At 40.3% G+C, this 26300-nt stretch carries 25 protein-coding genes; 17 read left to right on the top strand and 8 right to left on the bottom strand.

The window, feature by feature from the left end; genetic code table 11:
• The first annotated feature begins 205 nt into the window (after window positions 1-205).
• The 5 genes from ACT3CD_RS02075 to ACT3CD_RS02095 all read left to right on the top strand — a co-directional run bounded on the left by ACT3CD_RS02075 (window position 206) and on the right by ACT3CD_RS02095 (window position 4729).
• On the top strand, window positions 206-1045 hold the full coding sequence (locus ACT3CD_RS02075; RefSeq protein WP_444642462.1) for a UDP-2,3-diacylglucosamine diphosphatase: 840 nt from the start codon (window positions 206-208) through the stop codon (window positions 1043-1045).
• A gap of 79 nt (window positions 1046-1124) precedes the next feature.
• Window positions 1125-1463 carry a hypothetical protein gene (locus tag ACT3CD_RS02080; protein ID WP_444642464.1) on the top strand — a complete coding sequence of 113 codons (339 nt, stop codon included), beginning with the start codon at window positions 1125-1127 and terminating at the stop codon, window positions 1461-1463.
• 319 nt (window positions 1464-1782) lie between these two features.
• Window positions 1783-2598, top strand: coding sequence for a peptidylprolyl isomerase (locus ACT3CD_RS02085; RefSeq protein ID WP_444642466.1), 816 nt, complete (start codon window positions 1783-1785; stop codon window positions 2596-2598).
• 15 nt (window positions 2599-2613) lie between these two features.
• Window positions 2614-3426: a peptidylprolyl isomerase gene (locus tag ACT3CD_RS02090; RefSeq protein WP_444642468.1), complete on the top strand. Its 813-nt coding sequence runs from the start codon at window positions 2614-2616 to the stop codon at window positions 3424-3426.
• 10 nt (window positions 3427-3436) lie between these two features.
• Window positions 3437-4729 carry a peptidylprolyl isomerase gene (locus ACT3CD_RS02095; protein WP_444642470.1) on the top strand — a complete coding sequence of 431 codons (1293 nt, stop codon included), beginning with the start codon at window positions 3437-3439 and terminating at the stop codon, window positions 4727-4729.
• A 142-nt stretch (window positions 4730-4871) separates the two neighbouring features.
• On the opposite strand, the gene ACT3CD_RS02100 is transcribed toward ACT3CD_RS02095, so the two are convergent.
• Window positions 4872-5501, bottom strand: coding sequence for an NUDIX hydrolase (locus ACT3CD_RS02100; RefSeq protein WP_444642472.1), 630 nt, complete (start codon window positions 5499-5501; stop codon window positions 4872-4874).
• 103 nt (window positions 5502-5604) lie between these two features.
• Here ACT3CD_RS02100 and pyrE point away from each other — a divergent pair, with 103 nt between their 5' ends.
• Both pyrE and ACT3CD_RS02110 read left to right on the top strand, forming a co-directional pair.
• Window positions 5605-6237, top strand: coding sequence for an orotate phosphoribosyltransferase (gene pyrE / locus ACT3CD_RS02105; protein WP_444642474.1), 633 nt, complete (start codon window positions 5605-5607; stop codon window positions 6235-6237).
• A gap of 7 nt (window positions 6238-6244) precedes the next feature.
• Window positions 6245-6652, top strand: coding sequence for an SRPBCC family protein (locus ACT3CD_RS02110; protein WP_444642475.1), 408 nt, complete (start codon window positions 6245-6247; stop codon window positions 6650-6652).
• Here the strand turns inward: ACT3CD_RS02110 and ACT3CD_RS02115 are convergent.
• Window positions 6646-7395 (bottom strand): biotin--[acetyl-CoA-carboxylase] ligase, encoded by a 750-nt coding sequence (locus ACT3CD_RS02115; protein ID WP_444642477.1) that lies wholly within the window; start codon window positions 7393-7395, stop codon window positions 6646-6648. The genes ACT3CD_RS02110 and ACT3CD_RS02115 overlap by 7 nt on opposite strands.
• Before the next feature lie 237 nt (window positions 7396-7632).
• On the opposite strand from ACT3CD_RS02115, the gene rsfS reads away from it, so the two are divergent.
• The 5 genes from rsfS (at window position 7633) to ACT3CD_RS02140 (ending at window position 13087) form a co-directional block, all read left to right on the top strand.
• Window positions 7633-8010: a ribosome silencing factor gene (rsfS, locus tag ACT3CD_RS02120; RefSeq protein WP_444642479.1), complete on the top strand. Its 378-nt coding sequence runs from the start codon at window positions 7633-7635 to the stop codon at window positions 8008-8010.
• Window positions 8011-8034: 24 nt separating this feature from the next.
• The gene (gene ftsH / locus ACT3CD_RS02125) at window positions 8035-10071 is read left to right on the top strand and encodes an ATP-dependent zinc metalloprotease FtsH (RefSeq protein WP_444642481.1); all 2037 of its coding nucleotides are present in this window, start codon (window positions 8035-8037) and stop codon (window positions 10069-10071) included.
• Window positions 10072-10365: 294 nt separating this feature from the next.
• Window positions 10366-11190, top strand: coding sequence for a phosphatidate cytidylyltransferase (locus ACT3CD_RS02130; protein WP_444642483.1), 825 nt, complete (start codon window positions 10366-10368; stop codon window positions 11188-11190).
• A 29-nt stretch (window positions 11191-11219) separates the two neighbouring features.
• Window positions 11220-11882 (top strand): phosphatidylserine decarboxylase family protein, encoded by a 663-nt coding sequence (locus tag ACT3CD_RS02135; RefSeq protein ID WP_444642484.1) that lies wholly within the window; start codon window positions 11220-11222, stop codon window positions 11880-11882.
• A gap of 83 nt (window positions 11883-11965) precedes the next feature.
• Window positions 11966-13087, top strand: a complete 1122-nt coding sequence (locus ACT3CD_RS02140) for a lipid II:glycine glycyltransferase FemX (RefSeq protein ID WP_444642486.1) — start codon at window positions 11966-11968, stop codon at window positions 13085-13087.
• 170 nt (window positions 13088-13257) lie between these two features.
• Here the strand turns inward: ACT3CD_RS02140 and ACT3CD_RS02145 are convergent, their stop codons facing one another.
• The 4 genes from ACT3CD_RS02145 to ACT3CD_RS02160 form a co-directional block, all read right to left on the bottom strand.
• The gene (locus ACT3CD_RS02145) at window positions 13258-14727 is read right to left on the bottom strand and encodes a TlpA family protein disulfide reductase (protein ID WP_444642488.1); all 1470 of its coding nucleotides are present in this window, start codon (window positions 14725-14727) and stop codon (window positions 13258-13260) included.
• Between the two features lie 212 nt (window positions 14728-14939).
• Complete coding sequence (gene coaD / locus ACT3CD_RS02150) at window positions 14940-15416, bottom strand: pantetheine-phosphate adenylyltransferase (RefSeq protein WP_444642490.1); 477 nt, start codon at window positions 15414-15416, stop codon at window positions 14940-14942.
• 395 nt (window positions 15417-15811) lie between these two features.
• A complete protein-coding gene (locus ACT3CD_RS02155) occupies window positions 15812-17092 on the bottom strand; it encodes a fibronectin type III domain-containing protein (protein WP_444642492.1) in 1281 nt (426 codons plus the stop codon).
• 38 nt (window positions 17093-17130) lie between these two features.
• The gene (locus ACT3CD_RS02160) at window positions 17131-17949 is read right to left on the bottom strand and encodes a hypothetical protein (protein WP_444642494.1); all 819 of its coding nucleotides are present in this window, start codon (window positions 17947-17949) and stop codon (window positions 17131-17133) included.
• Window positions 17950-18210: 261 nt separating this feature from the next.
• Between ACT3CD_RS02160 and ACT3CD_RS02165 the strand changes: the two genes are divergently transcribed.
• The 3 genes from ACT3CD_RS02165 to ACT3CD_RS02175 are packed head-to-tail and all read left to right on the top strand — an operon-like array spanning window position 18211 to window position 21567.
• Window positions 18211-20136: a tetratricopeptide repeat protein gene (locus ACT3CD_RS02165; protein ID WP_444642495.1), complete on the top strand. Its 1926-nt coding sequence runs from the start codon at window positions 18211-18213 to the stop codon at window positions 20134-20136.
• 35 nt (window positions 20137-20171) lie between these two features.
• On the top strand, window positions 20172-21155 hold the full coding sequence (locus ACT3CD_RS02170) for an aldo/keto reductase (RefSeq protein ID WP_444642497.1): 984 nt from the start codon (window positions 20172-20174) through the stop codon (window positions 21153-21155).
• Window positions 21156-21165: 10 nt separating this feature from the next.
• On the top strand, window positions 21166-21567 hold the full coding sequence (locus ACT3CD_RS02175; protein WP_444642499.1) for a DUF2721 domain-containing protein: 402 nt from the start codon (window positions 21166-21168) through the stop codon (window positions 21565-21567).
• Between the two features lie 268 nt (window positions 21568-21835).
• Here the strand turns inward: ACT3CD_RS02175 and ACT3CD_RS02180 are convergent, their stop codons facing one another.
• Entirely contained in the window at window positions 21836-22141 is a 306-nt protein-coding gene (locus tag ACT3CD_RS02180; RefSeq protein WP_444642501.1) for a hypothetical protein, read from the bottom strand.
• Window positions 22142-22248: 107 nt separating this feature from the next.
• Here ACT3CD_RS02180 and lpxA point away from each other — a divergent pair, with 107 nt between their 5' ends.
• Window positions 22249-23064 carry an acyl-ACP--UDP-N-acetylglucosamine O-acyltransferase gene (lpxA, locus tag ACT3CD_RS02185; protein ID WP_444642503.1) on the top strand — a complete coding sequence of 272 codons (816 nt, stop codon included), beginning with the start codon at window positions 22249-22251 and terminating at the stop codon, window positions 23062-23064.
• Between the two features lie 140 nt (window positions 23065-23204).
• Here the strand turns inward: lpxA and carA are convergent, their stop codons facing one another.
• Entirely contained in the window at window positions 23205-24293 is a 1089-nt protein-coding gene (carA, locus tag ACT3CD_RS02190; RefSeq protein WP_444642505.1) for a glutamine-hydrolyzing carbamoyl-phosphate synthase small subunit, read from the bottom strand.
• A gap of 377 nt (window positions 24294-24670) precedes the next feature.
• Here carA and ACT3CD_RS02195 point away from each other — a divergent pair, with 377 nt between their 5' ends.
• A complete protein-coding gene (locus ACT3CD_RS02195; protein WP_444642507.1) occupies window positions 24671-26260 on the top strand; it encodes a tetrathionate reductase family octaheme c-type cytochrome in 1590 nt (529 codons plus the stop codon).
• The last annotated feature ends 40 nt before the right edge of the window (window positions 26261-26300 follow it).

A 26300-nucleotide genomic window follows, 5' to 3' on the forward strand; every position in this document is an offset into this window, starting at 1 on the left:
GTGGGTTTTGCGTCTAATCTTTATAATCAAATAGTTTGCGGATGAATGGTAACATAAAGTTAATACGGAAACTACAACGAATGAACACCGATTTGGTTTAATATTAAATTGTTGTTTTATAACCTTCCCTATTTGGTGGCTGAGTCTTTGTTAGGAATGATGTTGCTTTTATTTTATATTTGTTTTTAGTGTAACAGTAAAGCTTATGAAGAAGCGTCCTGTAAAAGCAGTGATAATATCTGATATTCATTTGGGAATATATGGAAGTAAGGCTACTCAGGTATATCAGTATTTGAAAAGTATTCAGCCTGAATGGCTTATTTTGAACGGCGATGTTTTTGACGGATGGCGTTTTTCAATTAAGTATTTCCCGCCTGAGCACATGAGGGTCGTTCGATATTTGCTTAAAATGGCCGAAAACGGGGTTAAACTTATTTATATTCCGGGGAATCATGATGAAGTTATGCGTCGTTTTGTGGGTATGGATTTTGGCTTGCTGAAGGTGGAAAACAAATTGTTATTGCAATTTGATGGAATTTCTACCTGGATTTTTCACGGCGATGTTTTCGATGTGGTTATGCATCATTCCAAATGGCTGGCTAAGATGGGTGCGTTGGGTTATGGAATACTTACTGGTATTAACCGTTTCGTGAATAGATTGTTGCAATTTTTGGGGCGCGATAAAATTTCTTTGGCTGGTAAAATTAAGGATAAAATTAAAGGTGGTGCCAAAGATAGTGTATCGCAGTTTGAATTAATGGTGGCTTCGCTGGCTATTCGTAAAGGATATCATTACGTGGTGTGTGGTCATATTCATCGTCCGGTAAAAAAACGTATTATGAATTCTGGTGGAGTGGTCACTTATCTTAATTCAGGCGATTGGGTGGATCACATGACGTCATTGGAATTTGAAAAGGGGGACTGGCAGTTGAAGTATTGGAGTGATGAGTTGACCGAACGAGTGGCCGATACCGAAGTGGAAGAACATCCGCAGAGCACTGACGATGCCTTTTTGGCTGCTTTTAAGGAAGTTTTGAAGAGTTAATTTAACAATTCAGACGGGTATTTGTTAAGAAGGGGGTACAACCTCTTTTTTTTATTGTTAATTTTGAAGGAATTGAATTATGGCATATAGCGAAGATGCATGGAATGACTTGATGCTGAAGGTGAGCAAGCATTTTAAAGTGACAGCCGATTTTGAGTTTATGCTGTTCATAATCGGGGTGCAGGAACGTGGTTCCGGGTTTGCGGAATACACCCGCGACGAGAAATGGGATTTGGTTAATCTGGCTAAATGCCGATTGTATACTCGTTTGGGTTATCTTCGAGAAGATGGACATGACGACGCTAACTGGCCGGTCTTTTCGGAAGTAAAAAAAATGAGAAGTATCAGTCCGTCGCTTCAGCAGCGCTTGTTAAAAGAAGCCATGATAGATTATTTTGATGAAGTGTGGAGTCAATAGTCAATTGTGTTTTACGGTTCGAATTATAACTTTGCGAATATTCGTAATTGTGAAACGAGACATGAGTAAGGTTTCTTAAAAAAGCGGATGGTTCTATCGGCGCGTTCCATGCGACTAAAGAGCGCAAATTTTAAACAGATGTAACGAGCCATGAGGAATTGATTCACACACAGAAGTATGATTATCCCGGCGACTTCCATATGACCTTGAAAAACAAAATATAATCATATGAAACGAGCCATGAGGAATTGTTTCACACACAGAAGTATGATTATCCTGGCGAGTTCCATATGACAACTGAAAAACAAATTACAATCATATGAAAAAAGTATTTTTTATTTTGCCGGTTTTGGCCCTCTTTTATTTTTGGGGATGTGCTCAGGAAAAACAACCATTGGTGCTTATTGAAACCCCCTATGGTAATATGAAGGTGAAATTGTATGATGAAACGCCGAAACATCGTGATAATTTTCTGAAATTAGTGGAAGATGGTTTTTATAATGGAACATTGTTTCATCGGGTTATTAGTGATTTTATGATACAGGGTGGTGATCCGGAGTCTGTTGATGCCCCCTCTCATCGTCGGTTGGGAGAGGGAGGTCCAGGGTATAATATCGAGGCTGAAATTGTATTTCCAAAATATTACCATAAGAAAGGCGCTTTGGCAGCTGCCCGTCAGGCGGATCAGGTTAACCCCGAAAGGAGGTCTTCTGGTTCCCAGTTTTATATTGTTCAGGGCGAAGTGCTGGATACGACGCAGCTGGGACAGATTGAACAGATGAAAATGCAGCAGCAGCAACAAAAGGCAATGATGGCTTATGTCATGCCTTTTCGGCATCGGCTTGCTGTTATGCAGCGTCAGGGCGATAAGAAAGGAATTCGTGAGTTAATAGATAGTATCAGGGTGGTTGCTGCTCCTGAAATAGAAGCTTTGGCACCCTTTAAATTTACGACTGAACAACGGCAGGCCTACACTACCATAGGCGGAACGCCACAGCTTGATGACGATTATACGGTTTTTGGTGAGGTGATTGAAGGTTTGGACGTTATTGACAAAATTGCGGCTTTAAAGACGAATTCTATGGATAGGCCTTTGCAAAACGTGCCTATTATGATGAGTGTTATCGAAGAATAGAAAAGTTTGGTTATTATGCGCCTTTTTAGATTGGTATTTGTATTTGTTTTTTTGTTTGGGGAGCTCACTTTTCTCAATGCTCAGAAACCCGTGTATTATGTGTTGATTAAAACCAATATGGGTAATATGCGGGTTAAGCTATATAATGAAACGCCAGGGCATCGTGACCGTTTCCTGAAATTGGTGAACAACGGTCATTATGATGGGACTCTTTTTTATCGCGTTATAAAGGATTTTGTGATTCAGGGGGGAAGCTCTGATTCGCGCAATGCACCACCCGGAAAGCACATCGGTTATGGGAGTTCCTCTGATATTATATCCTCTGAGTTTGTAAAGAGTCGTTTTCATAAGAAAGGCGCTATTTGCGCACCTCGTCAGCCCGAAGATGTTAATCATTTTCGGATGTCTGATATCTCTCAGTTCTATATTGTTTACGGTCGGGTTTATACCAATGAGGAGATGGATATTATGGAGAAAAAGGTGAATAATCCCATCAAAAAGAAATTACTGGAGAAGTATTATTATCCAAAAAAGGAAGAACTAAACCGGTTAAAGAAAGAAAGCCCCGCTGATTATAACAAATTGTTGCGTGAGATAAGGTCGCAGGTGGATTTTGATTTTAATTTGGCCGATCGTTTGATTTTTACGCCTGAACAACGCGAAGCCTATTCAACTGTGGGTGGTTTGCCTGAGTTAGATGGCGATTATACGGTTTTTGGAGAAGTGGTTGATGGTCTTGATGTTATTGATAAGATTGGCCGGCTGTCCACCGATAAAAATGACAGGCCCTTGACCGATGTGAAAATTTTTATTGAAGAATGTGATTAATAAGATTTTAATGATGGGTCTGATAAAGTTGTCTTGTTGTTTATTTTTAATGCTGTTTGTATTTGGTTGTGGTGCACCGTCTGAAAAAAAAGACATTTCGAAGCCTGCGATTTATGGCTCTTATAAAAGTAATGTGACCGCAATGGTCGATGTTTATACTGCCGATCATTATACCCGTCGACTGAAAAATGGGTACGGGTTTTACGTGGCGCCTGATGTTGTCGTTGCTCCTTTGAGTCTTGTTAAGGGCGCTTACCGTGTTAAAATTTCACCCACAGGTACCAGCCAGATGTTTCCCGTTAAAGGGTATACTGCTTATGATTTGAATCGTAATTTGGTCGCATTGAAGGTGCAGCGAAAAAATAATAATTTTATTAAACGTTACCGGTTTAGTGATGTTCCATCAGATACTTTGTACACGCTGTTTCGTAAATCGCGGCAGCTTATGGTAAATAAAACGAAAATTGATTCATTGGTACAATCAGATTCTGTGAGTTACTATGCTGTGGAGGCTTCTTTAGAGTCTGGTAAGCCTGCTTTCTTTTTACAGCATGCATTGGCCGGTATGGTTTTGAACGACGACGGGAGTTCGTTTAGAGTAATTGATGCGTGTTGGATCGATACTCTTTTGGCGCACCAGTTAAAACAACCCAAACCGGTTATTGATCTTAGTGGAAAGACAAATAAAGTTTATCCGTCTTATAAAACCATACAGGGTTTTCGTATCGTTACCGACCAGGGTGCTATTGTTATTCGTTTGTACGATGATACGCCTTTGTATCGCGACAATTTTATAAAGCTTGTGGCCGACCAGTTTTATGATAGTCTTTTAGTTCATCGTGTACTTAGAGGTTTTTTGATTCAGACAGGGGCTGCTGATAGCCGTTATGCTTTACCTGAAGATATTGTGGGATGGCAAGGCCCCGGGTACACGTTGCCCATGAAGGTGGTGCCGGGTATCTTTCATAAACGTGGTGCTGTGGCGGCTTCTAAGCTCCCTGATGCGCGTAACCCGCGTAATACATCTGATGGATCTCAGTTTTATATTGTGTCGGGACGTCCTTTTACCGATGACGAACTGGATGATCTGGAACAGGAAAAGGGTATAACGTATACCGCTGAACAACGTCGTGTCTATACGACGGTGGGTGGTGCTCCTTATCTTGATAACGACTATACCGTTTTTGGAGAGGTGGTGTCGGGAATGTCTGTTGTTGACAGGATTTCGATGGCTCAAACAGATGCCGACGACCGTCCTGTTGACGATATTCGGATTATTCGGGTCGAGATGATTCGTAAGTAATCAGCTGTTTTTTATTTGGCATCGAAAACGCAGGTGCTAAATAAGAAATGTTCAAATTTGCGGCTTGCGAAGTCCCCAAAATGGGAGTTTTTTATGATTACAGATTATTTTGAGGACAAGAATAACGCAGGCTTTAGTTAATCTAAAGGAATGGAGCTATTCGTTCCGATTTTTTTAATACTTCGATGATAGATCCATAGGTGGTTGATGTGAAGTTTTTTATTTCGGCCGGGTTCACCCAAAAAACTGATTCAATATTTTCTTCGGTTTGCGGCGTTGGTAAAAGACTGCCGTCGTAAATCATTTCAAACCATTTGGTTTCCTTGAAGATGTGGCGATCGTTAAGCCGGTAGGTGTGGTAGGTTGAAGTAAGCTTTTTAATGATGCGAATTTCGTGAATGTTGCACTCTTCTCTGACCTCGCGGATGGCGGTTTCTTCAAAGGATTCATCTTTTTCAGTTTTTCCTTTGGGTAAGTCAAAATGATTGAGTCGATTCATGCCTATAAATCGGTTTAGTTTAGTATTCCATACCAATCCGCCGGCGGCCGGAAGATTGGTGAAACAGGCTTTGAAATTTTGTAATAGTTCAAATTTGTTATGCCAGTAAATATATGCCGAAGTTTGGGTGGTGTCTTGCTCAAAGTCGTTGATAAAGTGGCGTAATTCACCCTGATTTGAATATTTGAGTATGCTGTTGAAGTCGTTTGCCAGATCGTTGTTTATCTGGTCGGTTAAATGAATGACCCGGTCCTTGAAAAAGATTTTATACATTTGCGTACATAAAAAAAGGAGGGAAAACTCGTAAGCTGAGACATAATTAGTCCTGTATTGGTAACTCAGGTGAATTTAAACCCTCAAAACAAAATTATTACAGATGAAGAATATTGAAGAAACTATTGCTCATCAATTGTTACAAATTAAAGCAATAAAATTACAACCGGCAAATCCTTTTACCTGGGCTTCCGGTTGGCTTTCGCCTATTTATTGTGATAATCGGAAAACATTATCTTATCCGGAGGTGCGTACTTATATTCGTGATCGTTTTGCCGACCTTATCCGGACCAGTTACGCTGATGTCGACGTGGTGGCCGGTGTAGCAACCGGTGCTATAGCACAGGGTGCGTTGGTCGCAGAGGCTTTGGGAAAGCCTTTTGTATATGTGCGGTCGGCACCTAAAGGTCATGGCCTTGAAAATTTGATTGAGGGCGAACTGAAAACGGGTCAAAAGGTTGTGGTTATCGAAGACTTGATTTCTACCGGTGGCAGTAGCTTGAAAGCGGTGCAGGCCATTCGTAAATCCGGTTGTGTGGTGAGCGGTATGTTGGCGATTTTCTCGTATGGCTTTCAAATTGCGGCCGATCAGTTTGCCGCTGAAGGGGTAACACTTACAACTTTGAGTAATTATCAGACTTTGCTAAAAGTGGCCGTCGATACAGGCTATGTGACTTCTGAGCAGGTTGAAACACTGGAACAGTGGCGGCATAATCCGTCTGAATGGAAAAAATAGTTTAAGAATGACGCAGTTTGAAGGCCCTGTAAAAGCCATCCCTTACGATGCGATGGTGGTTTATAATTTTTTGTCTGATTTTTCAAATTTTGAACATTTGTTGCCGGCTGATAAGGTAACCGACTGGGAAAGTGATGGTGCGTCCTGTCGGTTTAAGGTGAATGGTGTTGGTGAGCTTGGTTTGCGGATTGTTGATAAGGAGCCTGGTGAAACCATCAAGTATAGCGCCGATGGTAAAACGCCTTTTAATTTTTTTCTTTGGATTCAGCTGAAGGAAAAGGCCAAGGCTGACAGTCGTGTTAAAGTGACTGTTAAGGCCGATTTAAATCCTATGATGAAGATGATGGTTTCTTCACCCATTAATAAGTTTTTGGAGGTGTTAACCGAAGCTATTGCCGGCTATCATTATCAATGAAGATCGAAACTGACTTCTTTAAAAGCGTAATTTCGTAATTCTCCGGATGCTGTTTCTAATACCAGATGTCCGGTGGGTTGTATTTTTTTTATGCTGGCGGAGAAAATTCCGCTGTCATCAATGAAACGGTGTTGTCCGTCTTTTCTGTAAAGATGATTCATGTACCGTTGATGTAGGAGGTGGTCGTCGGCACTGGCTAACCATTCATAATAGGTATGAACAAATTCACTGATGAATTGATTTAGGAGTCGATCGGTGTCATAGGTTTTACCGGTAATTTGTTTGAGTGAGATTGGATTAGGTGGGTCGGAGATGAAAACCGTTTGATTGACGTTTAGGCCAATGCCGATGATTGAATCTTCAATTTGGTTGCCTTTCAGACTGTTTTCTATTAAAATCCCAGCTATTTTTTCGTCGTGGTAATAAATGTCGTTGGGCCATTTTATGGAAATGCCTTGGGTGTATGTATTTAGAACATTTATCATAGCCAGTGTAACTACCTGTGTGATTCGGAACTGATGGTGAACAGGGAGGAAGTCGGGACGTATAATGATCGAGAATGTGAGATTTTTACCCGGCTGGCTTTCCCAGCTGTTGCCCATTTGGCCCCTGCCAGCCGTTTGCTCATGGCTTACCACTACCGAAAAATCGGCTACATGTTTGGCTTTATTTATTTCATAAAGTTTTTGGTTGGTGGATCCAACCGATTCGAAACGATAGATGACAGGCTGTTTCTGATTCATTTTAATTTTGGCATTGTTTGTGCAAAGATAAATCCTGTTGGGATTTTTCAAGGGTGAAATTAGATAATTTAATGGCTCGAAAGTATTATCTTTGAACAAATATAAGCTTCTTCTTGTCTCTTTAATCTTATGAATAGACGGGGATGCGGTTGTTTAGAAGCGCCGGATATTAAATTCTGCCTTTAATGCTTGCAGACTGAACATCTGTGGATAGAAAATGTTAATATTATAATTGTAATGACAGAACGACAGGAAGAGATGACAAGTCAGCAGCTGGTAAAAGCTGTTGTTGAAGGAATTCAGGAAAAAAAAGGGGTCAATATTTCAATACTAGATTTAACTTCCATTGAAAATACAATCACTAGTTATTTTGTGATTTGTGATGGCGACAGCAATGTGCATGTGTCTGCTATTGCCGAATCGGTGGACGATTATGTGCGTGAGCATATCGGCGAAAAACCATTCCACATAGAAGGACGTGATAATGCGCAATGGGTGTTGTTGGATTATATGGATGTTGTAGTTCATGTATTTCAGCGAGAGGAAAGAGCGTTTTATAATCTCGAAGCTTTATGGGCCGATGGCGGCCGCGAAGATATCCCTAATTTGTTTTAATTTGTATTATTAGCAACAATTATAATGGCTGAAGAAAAGAAAAATAATTTGGAAGGAGGCGATAACAAGCAATCCTCCCCACGTATGCCTCAGTTCAATGCTTATTGGATTTATGGAATTATCTTATTGGCACTGATAGGGGTTAGTATTTTTAATGTGGGGCAGAGTCCTAAAGAGATACCCTGGAGCGTGTTTGAACAGGAGGTGCTCCCCAAAGGTGATATGAAAAGCGTCGTTGTTGTCACCAATCAAGGAGTGGCTGAAATAACGTTTAAAGATGGAACTCTGGAGAAATATTCCAATATTTTTAAAGACGAACAATCAATTCCTAGTACCGGACCGCAATTGCTGGTGAAGATTCCAACCATCGATAAATTCGAGGAAGCCCGTAAAGAAGCCGAAGATAAGTACAATGTAAAAGTGCCTATTGAGTATGAGGAACGAACCAATATGTTTCGGGACTTTTTTATGATGATGTGGCCTATTTTACTCATCCTGGGTGTTTGGATTTTTATTTTTCGGCGGATGGGCGGACAGGGCGCAGCAGGTGGCCCTGGTAATATTTTCAGTGTGGGGAAATCCAAAGCCCGTATGTTCGATAAGGATGCTACGGTTAAGGTGACTTTTAACGATGTAGCCGGGCTGGCAGAAGCCAAACAGGAGTTGGAAGAGATTGTTGAGTTTTTGCGAAAGCCTGAGAAATTTACTGAATTGGGTGGTAAAATTCCTAAAGGTGCCTTGCTGATCGGTTCTCCCGGTACCGGAAAAACGTTGCTGGCGAAAGCGGTGGCAGGTGAGGCCAATGTCCCTTTCTTTAGTATGTCGGGGTCCGATTTTGTTGAAATGTTTGTGGGTGTGGGTGCTTCCCGGGTACGTGACTTATTTAAAAAAGCAAAAGAAAAGGCCCCGTGTATTATTTTTATTGATGAAATTGATGCCATTGGCCGGGCACGTGGTAAAAATGCCAACTTTAGTGGCAACGACGAACGTGAAAATACGTTGAATCAGTTGCTTACTGAAATGGATGGGTTTGCAACCAATAGTGGGGTTATTATTTTGGCCGCTACCAACCGTGCGGATGTTCTTGACCGTGCATTGATGCGTGCGGGACGCTTTGACCGGCAGATTGCGGTTGATTTACCCGATTTGAATGAACGAAGAGAGATTTTTGAGGTTCACTTGCGTCCGTTGCGTTTGTCTGATGATGTGAAGTCTGAATTTTTATCCCGCCAGACACCTGGTTTTTCTGGAGCCGACATTGCCAATGTTTGCAATGAAGCGGCTTTGATTGCCGCACGTAAGAATAAAAAAATGGTGGAGAAGGAGGACTTTCTGGATGCCGTGGATCGTATTGTTGGCGGACTCGAAAAGAAGAATAAAATTATATCCAAGGGCGAAAAGCGTGCCGTTGCATTTCATGAAGCCGGACATGCTGCCATCAGTTGGTTGCTCGAATATGCCCACCCGTTGGTGAAAGTGACCATCGTACCTCGTGGTAAAGCTTTGGGGGCTGCGTGGTATTTACCTGAAGAACGGTCTCTTAATACTTATGAGCAAATGCTGGATGAGATGTGTGCTACTTTGGGCGGACGTGCCGCTGAGGATCTGATTTTTGGTCGTATTTCAACCGGCGCTCTTAACGATTTGGAGAAGGTGACACGTCAGGCTTATGCTATGGTGGCCTACTTCGGGATGAGTCCTAAAATTGGGAATCTTAGTTATTTTGATTCTACCGGGCAGAATGAATATACCTTTCAAAAGCCTTATAGTGAGCAGACGGCGCTTTTGATTGACCAGGAAGCTTCACGTATTATTGAAGAGCAATACGTTCGTGCTAAAAAAATCCTTGAAGAGAATAGTGATAAGCACAAACAGCTGGCAGAATTACTCCTGGAGCGGGAAGTTATTTTTAGTGAAGATTTAGAGCATATCTTTGGAAAACGAGCACTTTCTGAACATGTAATTGAAGAGGATAGTAATGGCCATAAGGCTGTTTCCAATGGCTCTGACCAACCGGCTGCTGATGATGTAAAGGTTGATGCGAATGATGCGAAAGTGTAATGTTCTGAGTAAATTGTAGCCTGTTTTTACAGGTTGTGCTTACTGTTAAATAATCTTTGTCCGGATACTCCTGAGTATTCGGACATTTTGTTTTTTTAGTGCAAATGACATAGGTCTGGATTTAATGTTTTGATAGTTGGTGAAACTTAAATTTTATAAACTCAATCTTTGTGTTATTTTTGTACTGGCTTAAGATAGTATTTTTGACTTCCGACAAATGTTATTGTTTGTTGTTTATGGCTATAACCTGACTTTAGGCAAGGTAGGTCTGTGATTATTTTCAATTTGAATTGAATGAGTAATTTTTGGCAACGGGTTTTGACAGGTATCATTTTTGTGATTGCTGTAATCGGAGGGTTGTGGTGGAATGAGTATTCCTACCTACTTATTTTTCTTACGGTCGTTATCCTCGGAATGTTGGAATTTGTTGAGCTCTTAAAAGTCCGTAAACCGATTAGTGCACAGGTAGGTTGGGCACTTTTCATTGGAAGTTATTGGTATCTGACTGTTTTTTTTGTTTTGCGAGGTAATATATCTCCGTTATGGCTTATGTTTATCGTTCCTTTGCTTATCGGGGTGTTTATTACAGAGTTATACCGTAAGTCGGAAACGCCGTTGCTCAATATAGCTGTTACATTATTGATCCCTTTTTATATTGCTTTGCCGTTTTCTTTTTTGCACTACCTGGCTTTTCATGCCCAGAGCTATTATGATTTTAGTCTGCTTATGGGATTTTTTGTCCTGATTTGGGCGAATGACTCAGGCGCATACTTAGTGGGGGTGACTATGGGTAGACATAAACTGTTTCCGCGAATTTCGCCTAAAAAAACCTGGGAAGGTTTTTTCGGTGGGCTTGTTGTTACCCTGATAGCAGCTTCAATTATATCCTTATTTTTTAAGGATTTAATAGTTGTAACCTGGTTGGTAACCGCTTTGATTGTTGCTGTGATGGGTTCGTTGGGTGATTTGGTTGAGTCTATGTTAAAAAGAAGTGTTCATGTTAAAGATTCCGGGTCTATCCTGCCCGGGCACGGAGGGGTACTCGATAGGTTTGATGCTGTTATTTTTGCTGCACCGCTCATGGTGAGTTACTTGATTTTATTGCAATTTTTAGCTTAATTTTATATAGATTTAATTTTTTAACCTGCATGACAATTCATAAAGAGGGATTAAAAATCCTGGGAGTAATCCTTTTAGTATTAGCTGTTTTAAATGCTATTCCGGCTTTCTTTGTGGCATCGCCAATGGTTTATTTGTGCTGGTCTTTACCGGCTTCAGCCATTTTTTATTTTTTAGTTGTTAATTTTTTCCGCAGTCCGCGGCGTGAAGGTTATCTGCATGATAACGCTATCATAGCACCTGCCGACGGCAAGATTGTGGTGATTGAGGAAGTTGAAGAAACGGAATTTCTGAAGTGTAAGGCCATTCAGGTATCTATATTTATGAGCATATTTAATGTTCATATTAATTGGTTTCCGGTGAATGGTATTATTAAATATTTTAAACATCAAAATGGTAGGTTTCTGTCTGCCTGGCTGCCAAAGGCGTCAACCGAGAATGAACGTACCACAGTGGGTATCGAAATGGTCGGTGGTAAACAGATTGTTGTCCGTCAGATTGCTGGTGCTTTAGCACGGCGTATCGTCTGTTATGCCGAAGTTGGTAAGCCTTCTGTTCAAGGCAGTCAATTAGGGTTTATCAAGTTTGGTTCGCGAGTTGATCTTTTTTTGCCGGTGGGGACTCGTATTGATGTTAAATTGGATCAGGCAGTTAGAGGTAAGCAGACCATAATAGGCTGGTTGGAGAATTAAACTTTTTTTTGTTATTAGTGCCACATTGATTCAGCGAAATAGCCGGTCAATGTGGCTTTTTTGTTTTAGTCAATCTTTGTCTCATGCTTTTCGATGTTCAACGAAAAAAACTACAGGATGTCTATGAGACGCCCATTATACAACAGACGGCTTTTTGGTCGGAGGTGAAACGCAATCTGGGTGTCGAAACGATGGCCTTTGATTACAGGGTTCGTCCAACAGATTTGTTTAGCAGTAAGGGGATGAATGCCTCTGTTGTGTCTGACTTGTTGGTGGTGAATCAGGAAGTTGATAAAAACCATTCTATAGCTTATGTGCCTTACGGTCCTGAGTTGGAACCTGATTTTAGTTCTCAGGGACCGTTTTTAGAAGAATTAGCTGAGTCGTTACGCGGATTTTTACCAGAAACAACCATGATGATTCGTTTTGATTTGTTTTGGAAATCATATTGGAGCGATGAGGATGATTTTTTTGATAAAAATGGTTTTTGGAAAGGGCCACCTGAACGGAGAATTCAGGAATTGAGATTTAATTATAATACCGAAAATTGGCGATTTCGGAAAACGGCTTCCAATATATTACCTTCTAATACTATTTTTCTTGATCTGCGGAAGTCAGAAGAGGACTTGCTTCGATCAATGAAGCCAAAAACACGTTATAATATTCGATTGGCTTATCGTAAGGGCGTAGAAGTGCAGGAAACCGGCGTGGAGGAATTGGATGTTTGGTATGATTTGTATAAGCAGACTGCCCTCCGAAATGGTTTGTTTTTGCACGATTTAAGTTATTTTAGAGCCGTGCTAAAGGCACGTGCTAATGATAGTCGTTCGCCAGCTGATGTTAGATTATTAGTTGCGAGAATTGATGACAGGCCTTTGGCGGCGATGTTTTTGGTAATGACGGGTCGTCGGGCCACTTATCTTTATGGCGCTTCGGCTGGTGAGGGACGTCAGTTTATGGGTAGTTATGCCCTTCAATGGGCGGCTATTATCACAGCTCGCCGAAATCAATGTCTGGAGTATGATATGTTCGGGGTCGCCCCACGACCCGACCCGGAGCATCCTATGCATGGATTATATCGCTTTAAGACCGGTTTTGGTGGTAAAATACACCACAGTTTGGGCAGCTGGGACTATCCGTTTGACGAGGATGTGTATCATCATTTTTCAGTTTGGGAGATGACACGACCCGGATATCATGTATAATACTTAGCCAGTTTTAGTACCTACTGCCTGAAAATGGAGGGGAAGCAGCTTGCAAAGGGAGAGTGATCATTTATTTTGGAGATGAAATGCTTTCCTCTCTGTTTTTTATGAAAGAGTGAAGGTTTTTAAATCACTGTTTCCATAGCTTTTGCTTGCATTTGGAGGTTTGATTATCGTAAGAAAAAGTGTACCCTTCCATTATCTTCTTTTTGGTTGCGCATTTTTTGTTGCTTGTTTTGTAGTTGTTTTTCTACAAATTTATTTCTGAAATTTTCTTCAGGTGATGGTGCAGGTGATAGCGATAGATTCCCTTCGGGTGAAATGAGATAGTAGGCTGGTGTTGCCATAATATTGTAATCATCAAGAATTTTCGGTTGAGCAGCGAAATTGAGGAAATCCCATTTGTAATTTTTGCCATCGAGGTAATTTTGGGCATCATCAATATCATTATCTACTAAAACAGTGACTATTTCGAGGTCTTTTCGAAATATTTTTTCCAATTGCGCCAGCGTTTCCAAATCCCGACGGCAGGCATAATTTTGGGTATGCATGAAGTTCAGATATATGAATTTGCCTTTGTAATCGGCCAGTGAACGTTTTTTGCCATTTTCATTATAGAGAACGAAGTCAGGCGCTTCTGTCCCCGGACGTAATTTGGTGAGTTGTTGATATTGCTGGGATGCCAGCTGTCTGACTTTTTCAGTTGAACCATATTGAATGGCGCTTTTTGTCAAGAAAAGAACGGTGTTTTCGTCTATGCGGTTTTCATCCAAACCTTGATATAACCCATAAAGAAGCATCAGATCTGCCAGCTCTTTATTGTTGCCGAAAATGGTGTCGGTAATAACAATATTGGTGAGAGAGTCGAAACGTTGCCGATAGCTTAATTCTTTTCGTACCGAATCTTTTATGTCATCGGCCAGGCCGTCGGGTAAAAAGTTTTTGAATAGTAGGGTGAATGCTTCACGGTATTTCGGCAATTCATAATTGACGGATTGATTTTTCAGATATTTGTTTATGAGTTGTCGTTCCTGTCTGGGGTGAGCTGAAAGCCGTAGTTTCAGAAATGATAGCTGTTTGTGTTGTTCGAACAGAGGATGCTTAAAGGTGTACTTTTTTGTTAATGAGTCTTCGATGGTTTTAGCAATTTGGTCGCCTCCTTTTAAAGCCAGACGCATGGCATTTTTGTTGAACAGATAGTCAAAATCATAACTAAATTCTACCATTTGACGGTTTAATGCTCTGGCATCTTTGTTTATGATGCCCATAATTGTCTCATCAGGCCGAAAGAAAGGATTTAACCGTTCGCTTTCGCGACGTTGGATAAATGGAGGCAATTGCAGTTGATAGGTGGTTTCCGGTTCCAGGTATATAAAAGCCCTGGTTCTACCTAAATCGGTATAGGCATATGTGATTTTATTTAAGGGTAGAGTGAAATCAAAATGACCCGACTCGTCAACATACATCGATGCGAGGTCACGGGGCGTTTGCAGATATAAATTTTCTGTGGTTTTAAAAACCAGATGATAGCCGGCATAGTCCTTGTGAAATCCTTTGATACGAACGCTGTCGCCAGTTGTTTGGGCATGTCCCCATGTGAGGAAACTAAATGTTGCCAGCAATCCGAATAAAATTTTCATCCGTAAAATGTGTGGTTTGTTATAGTTTGAATGCAACTTCCTTCTTATAATTTGTTTTTCAGTTGTCATATGGAACTCGCCTAGTTTAATCATCCCCCTGTGTGAGAGTTCTCTCACATGGCCCGTTTCATCGGCTTATCAGATGAACGGTCTTCGAAGGCGTTTATTTTATGTCATATTGCTTCGATTGAAGAATGTGCACGCTACATGTTTTAGTTATTATTTTTTAAGATCAGATTGTATATTTTTTCAGGGATAAACATGGAGGCATCGCCGTTGTGTTTTAAAATATCGCGCACAATGGAGGAGTTTACGGGTGTGTGTTCAGGTGTTGTCAGCAGAAAGACCGAATCGACACCCGACATTTGTCTGTTAACCTGAGCAATGGCACGTTCATATTCAAAGTCGGCCGCTGTTCTTAATCCTCTTAATATGGCATGGGCTTTTTTTTCTTTGACAAAATCGACCGTCAAATTGGAAAATTTTTCTACCGAGACACGGCTATCTCCATCGAATAGCGTTTTTATAAAGGTTCTGCGTTGTTCTATATCAAACAGATAGTGTTTGGCCGAATTGTAACCCACGCCAATAATTATGTGGTCAAACAGATTTAATCCTCGTTTTACAATGTTTTCATGTCCCACTGTAAAAGGGTCAAATGAACCCGGGAAAACAGCAATTCTTTCCATGTCAGCAGTTTTGTTGAGGTTGTAAAAATTCAAAAAATATGTGATATCCCCAAAGTTTATAGTCTTTAATGCTTATTTGATTTTTGAGGTAACCTCTGAGTTATTTTTTTGTTCTGGTCAGGTGTCGTTTGATGGTAGCCTTTTGTTTCAATCATAATTTATTTAGTGCCTGTCCATAAAATCGGGAGTTTGAGCTATAAAGTTCAAATCCAAGGATTGCGAAGCTCGAAAATGGGAGTTTATTCCTGTAAATGACCATTTTGAGAGCAAGCGTAATGCAGAAGTTGGACTTTATAGACAGACTCTATTTAAAGGAAAAAAAAGGCAGGTTTTGAACGTTAATTCAAAACCTGCCTGTGAAATATTATTTTAATGTATCTCTTAGCTGTTTTAAATTACAGCCAGATGCTTACGACGCTACTTGATTTTGCGTTTCCGGTTGAAGATATTGCAGTAACTTTGTAATACATTTTCACATTTTTACCTCTGTCGCAATCGGTGGCTGAGGTACTTGTGGTGGTTTCAACCAATGATTTGTATGACATGTTGGATGATGTGGCCACATACACTTTGTATTTAGTCGCATTCTCGGCGCTGTTCCAGGTGATTTTTACGCAATTACCGTCCAGCTCCAATTTTACATTGGTTGGTGCACCAGGAATGATTTCTTCTGATACAGGCTCTTCAAATTTTACTTCCTGAACAACGGTTTCAGCCAAAGTTTCGCCATCCTTATTTTTGGCGACCGCTTTAAGATAATAGGTTTGTCCGTCGACATAATTCATATCATTTTTATAGGCATATAAACGAACGATTTTGTTGTAAGTCCAACTGGGGTAAATATAGTCATCCGTATTGGCCAATACAAATTCGCCATCCTCTGATGTGGCACTATATAATTCTAAAATCAGGTCACCGGTGTCAGTCCATTCACTTTCATCTGAAAACAGGTCGGATGCAACGACCTTAACGCTTAGTGTTAAGCTACCGTCATATTGTCCATCGTAACCATAATCAGTTATTTCCATAAACACTTCCTTTTTTGAGGTTGTCAGTGTTATTTTGGCTTCGTCGGTTGAATAGGCTGTTTCTTCGCCATCGGTGTTGAAAGCATAAAAATAGAAGGAGTATTCTGTTTCTGATGTTAATGAGTCAAAATCTACGTTGTTTTCGCCTTCTGATACGACTTCAATTGTGGCGATAGGTGTAGAGTTGTCCGTTTTGGCTTCTGAATATATGTTTATCCCGGCGCATGTCCCGGTGTAATTGAACTGGATGGTTGCGCTTGAATCAGTGACTTCTGTCGCTGTTAGGTTGGTTGGAGCCGCCGGAGCTTCTACTTTATCTTTAATGAAAGTAATCTCTCCTTCTGCAATTTTTACAGTTTCTGCATCGTCTGAGTAGGCTTCGATTGTAATTACATCTTGCTCTTCGATGTCTGTAAGCACTGCGCTTGTGCCGCCGACATAACTCCTGTGGGTGTCTTCCCCATTTATAAATAACTTGTATGAATAAGCGCCATCATAGGCATCCCATGTTACTGAAAGCGAACCGTAAGAATATGAGTATTCGATATTGGTCACTTCGCCAACTTGGATACCGTCGTCGTCATCTTTTCCACAGGCACTCATTAATAATGCGAATGCCAGAATACTGAATAGTTTAATCTTTTGCATAATAGTTTAGTCCGTTTGTTACGATTGTTAATTAGGTTTTACTTCTGATTATACACCCAGAAAAATTCCGGTGTATATTTGAATTTTCTTTTCATTGATTTTGGATAGCAGTCCATGAAATCTTTGTTTTCTCCGAACAGATCGACAAATTCTTTATTTCTAAAGGCGCCAAATAGGAATGGAATACCTGCCGGGCTTTTAATTAATTGGCTTAGTTTTTCGCCGTTTTTCACAACTCTGAATGCGGTGTAAAAATCACCCATTTCGCCGCCTCCAAAAAGCAGAGATCCAATACTGAATTCACGTCCAAATGAAACTTGTTTGACGCCTAAGTCTACATAGACTTTGTATTTTTGGTCGAAACCGTTATTTACCAAAAGCATTAATTTGGAGGTCTCTTTTCCTTTTTTGGAAATGTTAGTAACAACTTTTTCCAGAATCACCGGCGTGTAGTACTTCTTTTTATCGAAGGAACTAAACTGAGTGATGTTAAAAGGCAGGTTTTTTTGCGCTACATTACTTGCACTTTTACCGCCAATGTTAATGTTGACATTTAGTTCGATATCTTTATCAACAAATTTCATGTCGGGGAAGAATACTACACGGGCCACTTCTTTGGGTTTTATTTCATGCAGTTTCCCGTCTTTTCCATGCCATTGCCATTTGTTCATCTTTACCGTCATCCCTTGTTCAAAAGAACCTTCTATTGATTCTCCCGAAGTTAGTGTGATGGTTCCTTTGCCGGGTATCGGAAATTTATCAAATCCTTCCCTGAAAGCGACACATTCGGTTGTTGGTTTTTGTGCCCATATCATCGAGCTGAAACAGAACAACACAAATAGAAATTTTAATTTCATCTGCTGTTTTTTTTATGAAACATTAATTTTTAAACTATAAACGTCGCGTAAAACTGATTGCATATTTCTGCCGGCCGGCAAAATGTGAACACGTTTCGCGGTACAAATATATTTTTATAATGTTTTCACAAAGTAGGCTGTGTCTATGTTTTAAAGTTTCAGGACTGTTTTTTTAAGTTTTCGGACAATTGGATAATCAGGTCAAAATGATTTCCAGTACGAATATTTTGTTAATTTTGTTGGCTTCAAAAAAACGACTCAATGAATACAGCCGTCAGTTATTCGAAGTGGACATTTATTTTAGTTCTTATTGTTGGTTTTTCCTGCCAGCAAAAACCAACAGCATTCGATGCAGCTGTTGGAGAGGTTTATCAAAAAGCCATAAGCAATCATCGAACAAAACGGGATTCTCTCGACTACTTTTTTTATCAGTGTCAGCAATATGATACACTTCTGTTATCTGATTTATCCAGAGCTCAGATTTGTCATATTAAAGGTCTGATGTATGAAACGCAATTGAAATATGATAGCGCCAGCGCTTGTTTCCTTTATGGCGCATCATTACTTTCCAATGATACTTTAAAGGTCAAATTACTTCTGCGTGCCGCTTGTGATGTGGTTCGAATTTCAAATTTTGATGAGTACCAAAAGGTGATGGATGAAGCAGGGGAATTGGTGAAACAGCTTGATGACCCTGTGCAGAATGCTGCTTTTTGGGGTGCGAAAGGTGATTATAGCGTAGAAATAGAGGATTTTAAACAGGCTGTATTGTGTTATTCCCAAGCAGACAGTATTTTGGAGGCAAATGGTATTTTGAGGGTTCGCGATTATTACCAAAATAGAATCGGGCTTGCTTATCGAAAATTGTCAAAATTCCCCTTGGCTTATGAGGCTTTATTGAAGGGTATTGAGTTGTCAAAGCTTAATAATAATATGGCCAGGCTGGTTACCGGTTACATCCAATTGAGCCGTGTGTACCGAACCGCTCAACGATATGACGAAGCCTTAAAATGGCAGGAAAAGCAGTTGTCTCTGGCCTCTGAATTGAATGATAGAAGTCAAATAAGAGAAGGGATTGAACACATGGGTATTATATATACCGAAAAAAAAGAGTATGATTTGGCTGAGGACTATTTTATTGAAGCCCTCGAAATTGCTTATGATATCAATGAACCTTCAGCTATTGGTGATGGATTGGCTAACCTGGGAAACTTTTATTATCGTAAGGGCGATATGACAAAAGCCATTGACTATTATAATAGAAGTTATAGTTATAGAAAGGCGCATCGTAATAGGGATATTGCAATATTAAATAGCCTTTTTCATTTGGGTGACGCTTATCTTGCTGTTAAAAATGTAGAATTGAGTGAGTATTATTTGACAAAAGCTGTTCAGTTGGCCGACTCGACACAGGAAATAGGTTGGGCTGTGACGGTTAATAAAAGGTTGGTTGAGTTGTATCGGTCAACCAAAGATTATGAAAAATATGCCAAAGCGTTACAACATTATATTGAAGTAAAGGATAGGTGGAATAAAGTGAAAGAAAATACCAAATTTAGCCAGCTATCTATTCAATACGAAACCCTTCAAAAAGAAACGACTATTGCTTTACAGCGAGAGCAATTAAAAACCCGTACGCAGCTGCTGTTTCTATTTGGTAATGTTCTTTTAATTATTGTTTTAATTGTTTCGGCGGTGCTTGTTAATAAAAAAATACGAGAGCGTGCGCTTCGGGTTATTTATAATCAGCAACTTTTGGTTAATGATCAGCGAAAAGTAATAAGTAGTTTATTAAAGAAGACGGTCTCATTTAAGCCGGATCAGTGTGACAACAAAATGCTTTCCGATTTGTTGACTCTTTTGGAAGATCAACATATTTACCAAAACTCTGATTTGTCGCTTGAAATGTTGGCTCAGGAGATGGGTACCAATACAACTTATGTGTCTCAGCTGATTAACAAAGAGTTTGATTGTAATTTTAAATCGCTTGTTAATCGTTATCGCATTAACTATTGCAAAGAGCAAATTAAAGTCAATTCAGGAAATCTGGTCATGAAGAATGTTGGTCTTATGGCTGGATTTAAATCTCAGTCGACGTTTTATGCGACCTTTAAGGCTGAAGTGGGAATGACGCCTCTTCAGTTTACGAAAATTTCGCAAATGGAGAAGAACTTAAAGGTTGGTTAATTCGCTTTTTTACTTTCAAAAATAAATTTTTAAGGATGAAGTATCGCAGATTAGGTAGAACGGAGCTTAAGGTTTCTGAAGTCTCACTGGGAACCTGGCAGGTGGGGGGAAAATGGGGTTCTGGTTTTGATGCTAAAAATGCCGGCCGTATTATTGATGCGGCTATTGATCATGGCGTTAATTTTATAGATACGGCTGATGTTTACGAGGATGGCATGAGTGAAAAAGCTGTGGGACGGGCGGTTCGTTCGCATTCCAATGAAATATTTGTCGCGTCGAAATGTGGTCGGCAGATCAATCCTCATATTAATGAGGGGTATACGCCTGATGTGTTGCAGAAATATGTTGAAGATTCGCTGCGTCGTACAGGTTTGGAGTCGCTTGATTTAATACAACTGCATTGTCCTCCTACCGAAGTATATTATCGTCCTGAGATTTTTGAGCGGTTTGATCGTCTCAAAGAGCAAGGTAAGATAAAGAATCTTGGGGTGAGTGTCGAAAAGGTGGAAGAAGCTTTAAAGGCCATTGAGTATCCCAACGTGAATACGGTTCAGATAATTTTTAATATTTTTCGTCAGCGACCGTCTGAACTGCTGTTCAAAGAAATCAAACGCCGGGATGTTGGTATTATTGTTCGCGTGCCATTGGCGAGTGGATTACTAACCGGAAAATTTTCCGAATCCTCTCATTTCGAACCAACCGATCATCGTAACTTTAATCGCGATGGGAAGGCTTTTGATAAGGGCGAGACCTTTGCGGGCGTTGATTATCATTTGGGGCTTAAAGCGGTGAATAAGCTTAAAGATCTGTTTCCCCAGCGTAATTTGGCAGCCGTCGCTTTGCAATGGATCCTTCGTTTTGATGAAGTTAGCTGCATCATTCCTGGTGCTTCACGTCCCGAGCAGGTGCAATCCAATATGTCAATCTATGATGAGCAGCCTTTATCTGATTCAGAAGTGGCTGAGATTAATAAGGTGTATGATCAATTGATAAAGCCTGAAGTTCATCATCTTTGGTAAAATTTTATTCATGGAACAATTAACGTTAACAACACCGGCGGTTTTATTTTCTGCTATATCTTTAATTTTGCTGGCTTATACCAATCGATTTTTGGCTTATGCCGCATTGGTTCGTAGTCTTTACGATAAATTTATGCTGTCACATGACTCCTTGTTGCTGAACCAGATAAAAAATATGAAACAACGCCTCAGGCTTACTCAGGCTATGCAGATACTGGGCATTGGGAGCTTGTTATTGTGCGTCTTGTGCATGTTTTTGGTTTATGTTCATTGGCAGACTTCGGCCAAGGTGGTGTTTGGAGTTGCGTTGGTATTGTTGATATTATCATTGGCTTTATCCATTCGCGAAATTCAAATTTCGGTTAAAGCGATTGATTTGCAGTTGGGGAGTATGAAGAATCAAAAACAGTGATTTTAATGTTGCGTGAAATATGGATTGTAATGTCGTTGATGAGCCGTAAATCTGTTCCTGGTTCTTCGTTTTAATTTTTTGTTTGTTTTATAAAAAGTAAATAGTGTTTGTCTATAAAGTCAGCTTCTGCGTTATGCTTGTCATAAAAACAGTCATTTACGAAAAGTAAACGCCTTGATTTTTATGATTTCACAGGCCTTGAATTTGAACTTTATATTTCAAACACATAGTTTATGGACAGACTCTAAAATAATAATAGTATTCAGTTTTAGTTTTTATCTATATCGTGTTTGTAAGAAATTTTTGTAACAGATAAGACAGATTTATTTTTGAAGTTTTTATAGGTAACTAATTTATTTTTAAAGGGCGTATGGAATTCACATACCCAGTTTTGATTGGTAATTACCCCTTTTTCTATGCATGCTGGTTTTAACGCTTTGAGAATATTGTCAACCCTTTTGAGCGCATGGATAATGCAGAAATTGGATTTTACAGGCCATTCTAATTGTTTGTATGCGATAGTGTTAGTGAATTGTTTATAATTAATTAGTAATATGGTTACGTGTGAAAGCATTGTTAGTTGTCACACTTTATTGAATACGATTTTTTGAGTTAACTCTGACCGGTAGGGTGAATTACCACTTTTATCCGGTTTTTTATTGTGTAACAATTTAAATAAGAATGGAGCAATTGATATCGCCACGTGCGGAGATTCATCCCGAAGCAGTATTGGGAAAAAATGTAGTTGTTGAGGCTTTTGCAAAAATTGATAAAGATGTAATTATTGGCGATGGCACCTGGATAGGTGCAAATGCTGTTATTTATCCAGGTGCACGTATCGGAAAAGAATGTAAAATATTTCCAGGTGCTGTTATTGCCGGAGTCCCTCAGGACCTTAAATTTAAAGGTGAATACAGTACTGCTGAGATTGGCGATTTTACCACTGTCCGCGAGTATGTGACCGTGAATAGAGGAACCGCTTCCAAAGGAATTACTAAAGTAGGGAGTCATACTTTACTGATGGCTTATACCCATTTAGGTCACGATACGTTAGTGGGTGATTATTGCGTTATTGCCAATAGCGTTCAAATTGCCGGAGAAGTAGAAATCGGTGATTGGGCTGTTGTAGGTGGTGCCAGCGCTATTCATCAGTTTGTTCGCATCGGGGCTCATGCCATGGTTTCGGGTATGGCTGGTGTCCTCTCGGATGTAGCACCCTATACTAAGGTGTTTGGATTACCTGCCGCTTACATCGGAATTAATTACATTGGGTTAAAGCGTCGCGGGTTTAGCAAAGAACAAATTGAAGTGGTGCACGATGCCTATCGCGTGTTTTATCAGCAGGGGATGAATGCCTCTCAGGCTGTGACGTATATGAAAACTTATCTTGAAAATACTGAACAGTTGGTCGAGATTATGGATTTTATTACTTCTTCAAGGCGCGGAGTAATCAAAAATAGCTTTAAAAAGTCAGCGGTTACTGAAGAGAGTGCATAGCCTATTAATTATTTAGATATTGAAAGCCCCGGGTGTCATTATACATCCGGGGCTTTTTTGATCTTGAATTATTTTTTCAGACTGTATCGTCTTGTTTTTGAGTTTTTAAGCTTGGGGCGGCCTTATTAATAGGTCGCTGTTTAGTGCTTTGCTTTATATTCTTTAATGAGTCCGATGAAATCATCGAATAGAAATTCTGTATCTGTTGGCCCGCTGGAAGCCTCAGGGTGAAACTGTGTTGAGAAGAACGGTTTGGTTTTGTGTTTGATTCCTTCATTGGTTCCATCGTTAATATTAACAAACAGCGGTTCCCAATCTTGTTTTAGGGATTCAGTATCGAGAACAAAACCGTGATTTTGACTGGTGATGTAGCAGGTGTCGGTTCCAACTTTACGTACAGGATGATTGTGTGCCCTGTGACCGTATTTTAATTTGTGTGTTGATCCGCCGGCAGCTATTCCCATTAATTGGTTTCCCAAACAAATACCAAAAATAGGCTTATCGCCATCGAGTGCTTTTTTGATGTTGTCGATGGTCTCATTGTAAACAGCGGGGTTGCCTGGTCCGTTGGATAACATCACGCCATCATAATCTTCTTTTGAGAAGTCGTAATTCCACGGCACGCGAATGACTGTTGTATCGCGTCTTAATAAGCATCGTAATATATTGTATTTGGCACCGGTGTCAACCAAAATTATTTTATGTTGCCCATTGCCATAGGTTTCTTTCTCGTCGGTGCAAACCTGTGCAGCCAGATTCTCTAAATCGGGATTGTAGAATTCGATGTCCTGTTCGTCGGCAATAATCTTGCCCAGTAGCGGGCCTTTTTCGCGGAGTATTTTGGTGAGCTCCCGGGTGTCGATATCGAAAATGCCGGGGACGTCATTTTCTTTGAGCCAGTCGCTTAAACTTTCGCCGGCGTTCCAATGGCTGTATTCAAACGAATAGTCGGATACGATGAGTCCTGAAACATGAATGCGGTCCGATTCATAAAATTTAGGGATGCCATTTTCCTTTGTTTTGGATGGCACCCCGTAATTACCAATGAGAGGGTAGGTTGAAACCAATATCTGACCCTTGTACGACGGGTCCGTAAGGCTTTCCGGATAACCTGTCATGGCGGTATTAAAAACCACCTCTCCGGCTATGGAACGATGACTACCAAACGATTTTCCAACAAATGTGGTTCCATCTTCCAGAACCAGTTTAATCTTTTTTACTTCAGGCATACCTGTGGTATTGTTATGGTTTTTACTGCGCTTTGTCAGAATGCAAAGTTAATAATTCTGTCCATTTTTTTTACAATTAATTCGCTCTAATGTATATTTATTCTTATTAAAGTTCTGATGATTGAATATTTATTCGTTTTATTGTAAGGTTATTCGTTAACGTTTATTAAGACTTAGTTTAAATTACAGAAAATCAGCCCTTTCTTCTTTTAAATATGTAAATAGCTATCTATTTTTATAAACGAATAAAAAGAGGGTTTCATAAAAATTTGACACATTTATTTGTCTGATGACGCATTTTGATCTGAATCTGGATGTTGCAGGCGGTTGACAATTTTGATATTTATAATGAAATTCGGGTGTAAACAGTTTTCCTTATGAAGAATATTATTCCATCGGTTTTGCTTGCCATTGTATTAATAATTATGGTGGTTCACCTGTTTCATCGGCCTGAATTGCCCAATCTGGCGCAGTATCAGTTGCGGCAGGCTTATTCTACCAAACCGGCATCGCGTGTTGATCACGCTAAGTTTGTGGAGCTGCAGCGGGTTTTTCAAACACCGCAGGATGTTACTGAAGCCTGTATTTCGTGCCATAATCATAGCCATACTGAAATTATGGCTTCTAATCATTGGAACTGGGAGCGAACATCGTATATCGAGGGCCGGGGAATCGATCGTGTTGGGAAGCAGAATGCGCTTAATAATTTTTGTATAGGGTCAAATTCCAATGAGCAGTCGTGTGCGGTTTGTCATATCGGTTTTGGAATGACAAATAATTTGTTTGACTTTGAAAATGCGCGTAACGTTGATTGCATGGTTTGTCATGATCAGAGCGAGGCGTATTACAAAGGCACGGCGATGGCTGGTTATCCCGATCGATCGGTAAATCTTACTGAGGTGGCGCAGCATGTGGGCCGACCCGATAACCTTAATTGCGGTGCTTGTCATTTCTATGGCGGCGGCGGAAATAATGTGAAGCATGGCGATTTGGAAGAAGCTCTCCTGGCCTGCGATCGGGATGTGGATGTTCACATGGCTGCCAATGGCATCAATATGACTTGTGTGGACTGCCACGAAGCTACAAATCATAAGATGAAAGGGACACTGTATTCGGTGTCGTCGACTCATGTTAATCGTTTAACGTGCGATGATTGTCATACAAGCACGCCACACATGAACCGCATGCTGAATCTTCATACTGCGCGTGTGGCTTGTCAGACCTGTCATATTCCCATTTATGCCAAAGAAAATGCGACCAAAATGGCCTGGCATTGGTCTGATGCCGGGAAGTTGAAAGATGGAAAGCCCTTTGTTATTGACGATTCGTTGGGAAATCATGTTTATGCCTCTATTAAAGGGACCTTTGAATGGGCCATTAATGTTACGCCTGAATACGCCTGGTTTAATGGTCATGCGACGCATTACGTGCTGGGCGATAAGGTTGATACTGTTCCGGTACAGATGAATCGTTTGTTGGGTTCTGCAGCCGACAGTGAATCGAAGATTTTTCCGGTGAAGGTGCATCGAGGCGATCAACCCTACGATCCAAATACTAAATTACTGATTCAGCCCAAATTGTGGAGTGCCGCCAAAGGCGATAGCGCCTTTTGGATGGATTTTGACTGGAATGAGGCTGCCATGGCAGGGATGGCTCATGTGGGACTGCCTTATAGCGGCGAATATGAGTTTATATCAACGGAGATGTACTGGCCGCTTAATCATATGGTGTCGCCTAAAGATCAGTCGCTTGATTGTGCCGCGTGTCATACCCGTAACAATGGTCGTCTGGCAGCTCTGAATGATTTTTATTTGCCCGGTCGTGACCGTTATGCGGGTCTTGACATGATGGGTAAACTGATGGTATGGGCTGCTCTTTTGGGGGTTTTAATACATGCTTTAGCCCGTTTTGTTACAGCCATAAAAAATAAAGAAATAACATCGCACGATATTGATTCCAATGTGTAACTGATATTTGAAGCGAGTTGTTATAATTGTTTAAAATACA

It is taken from the genome of Geofilum sp. OHC36d9, assembly GCF_052400685.1.
Lineage (GTDB): Bacteria > Bacteroidota > Bacteroidia > Bacteroidales > Marinilabiliaceae > CAZHHH01.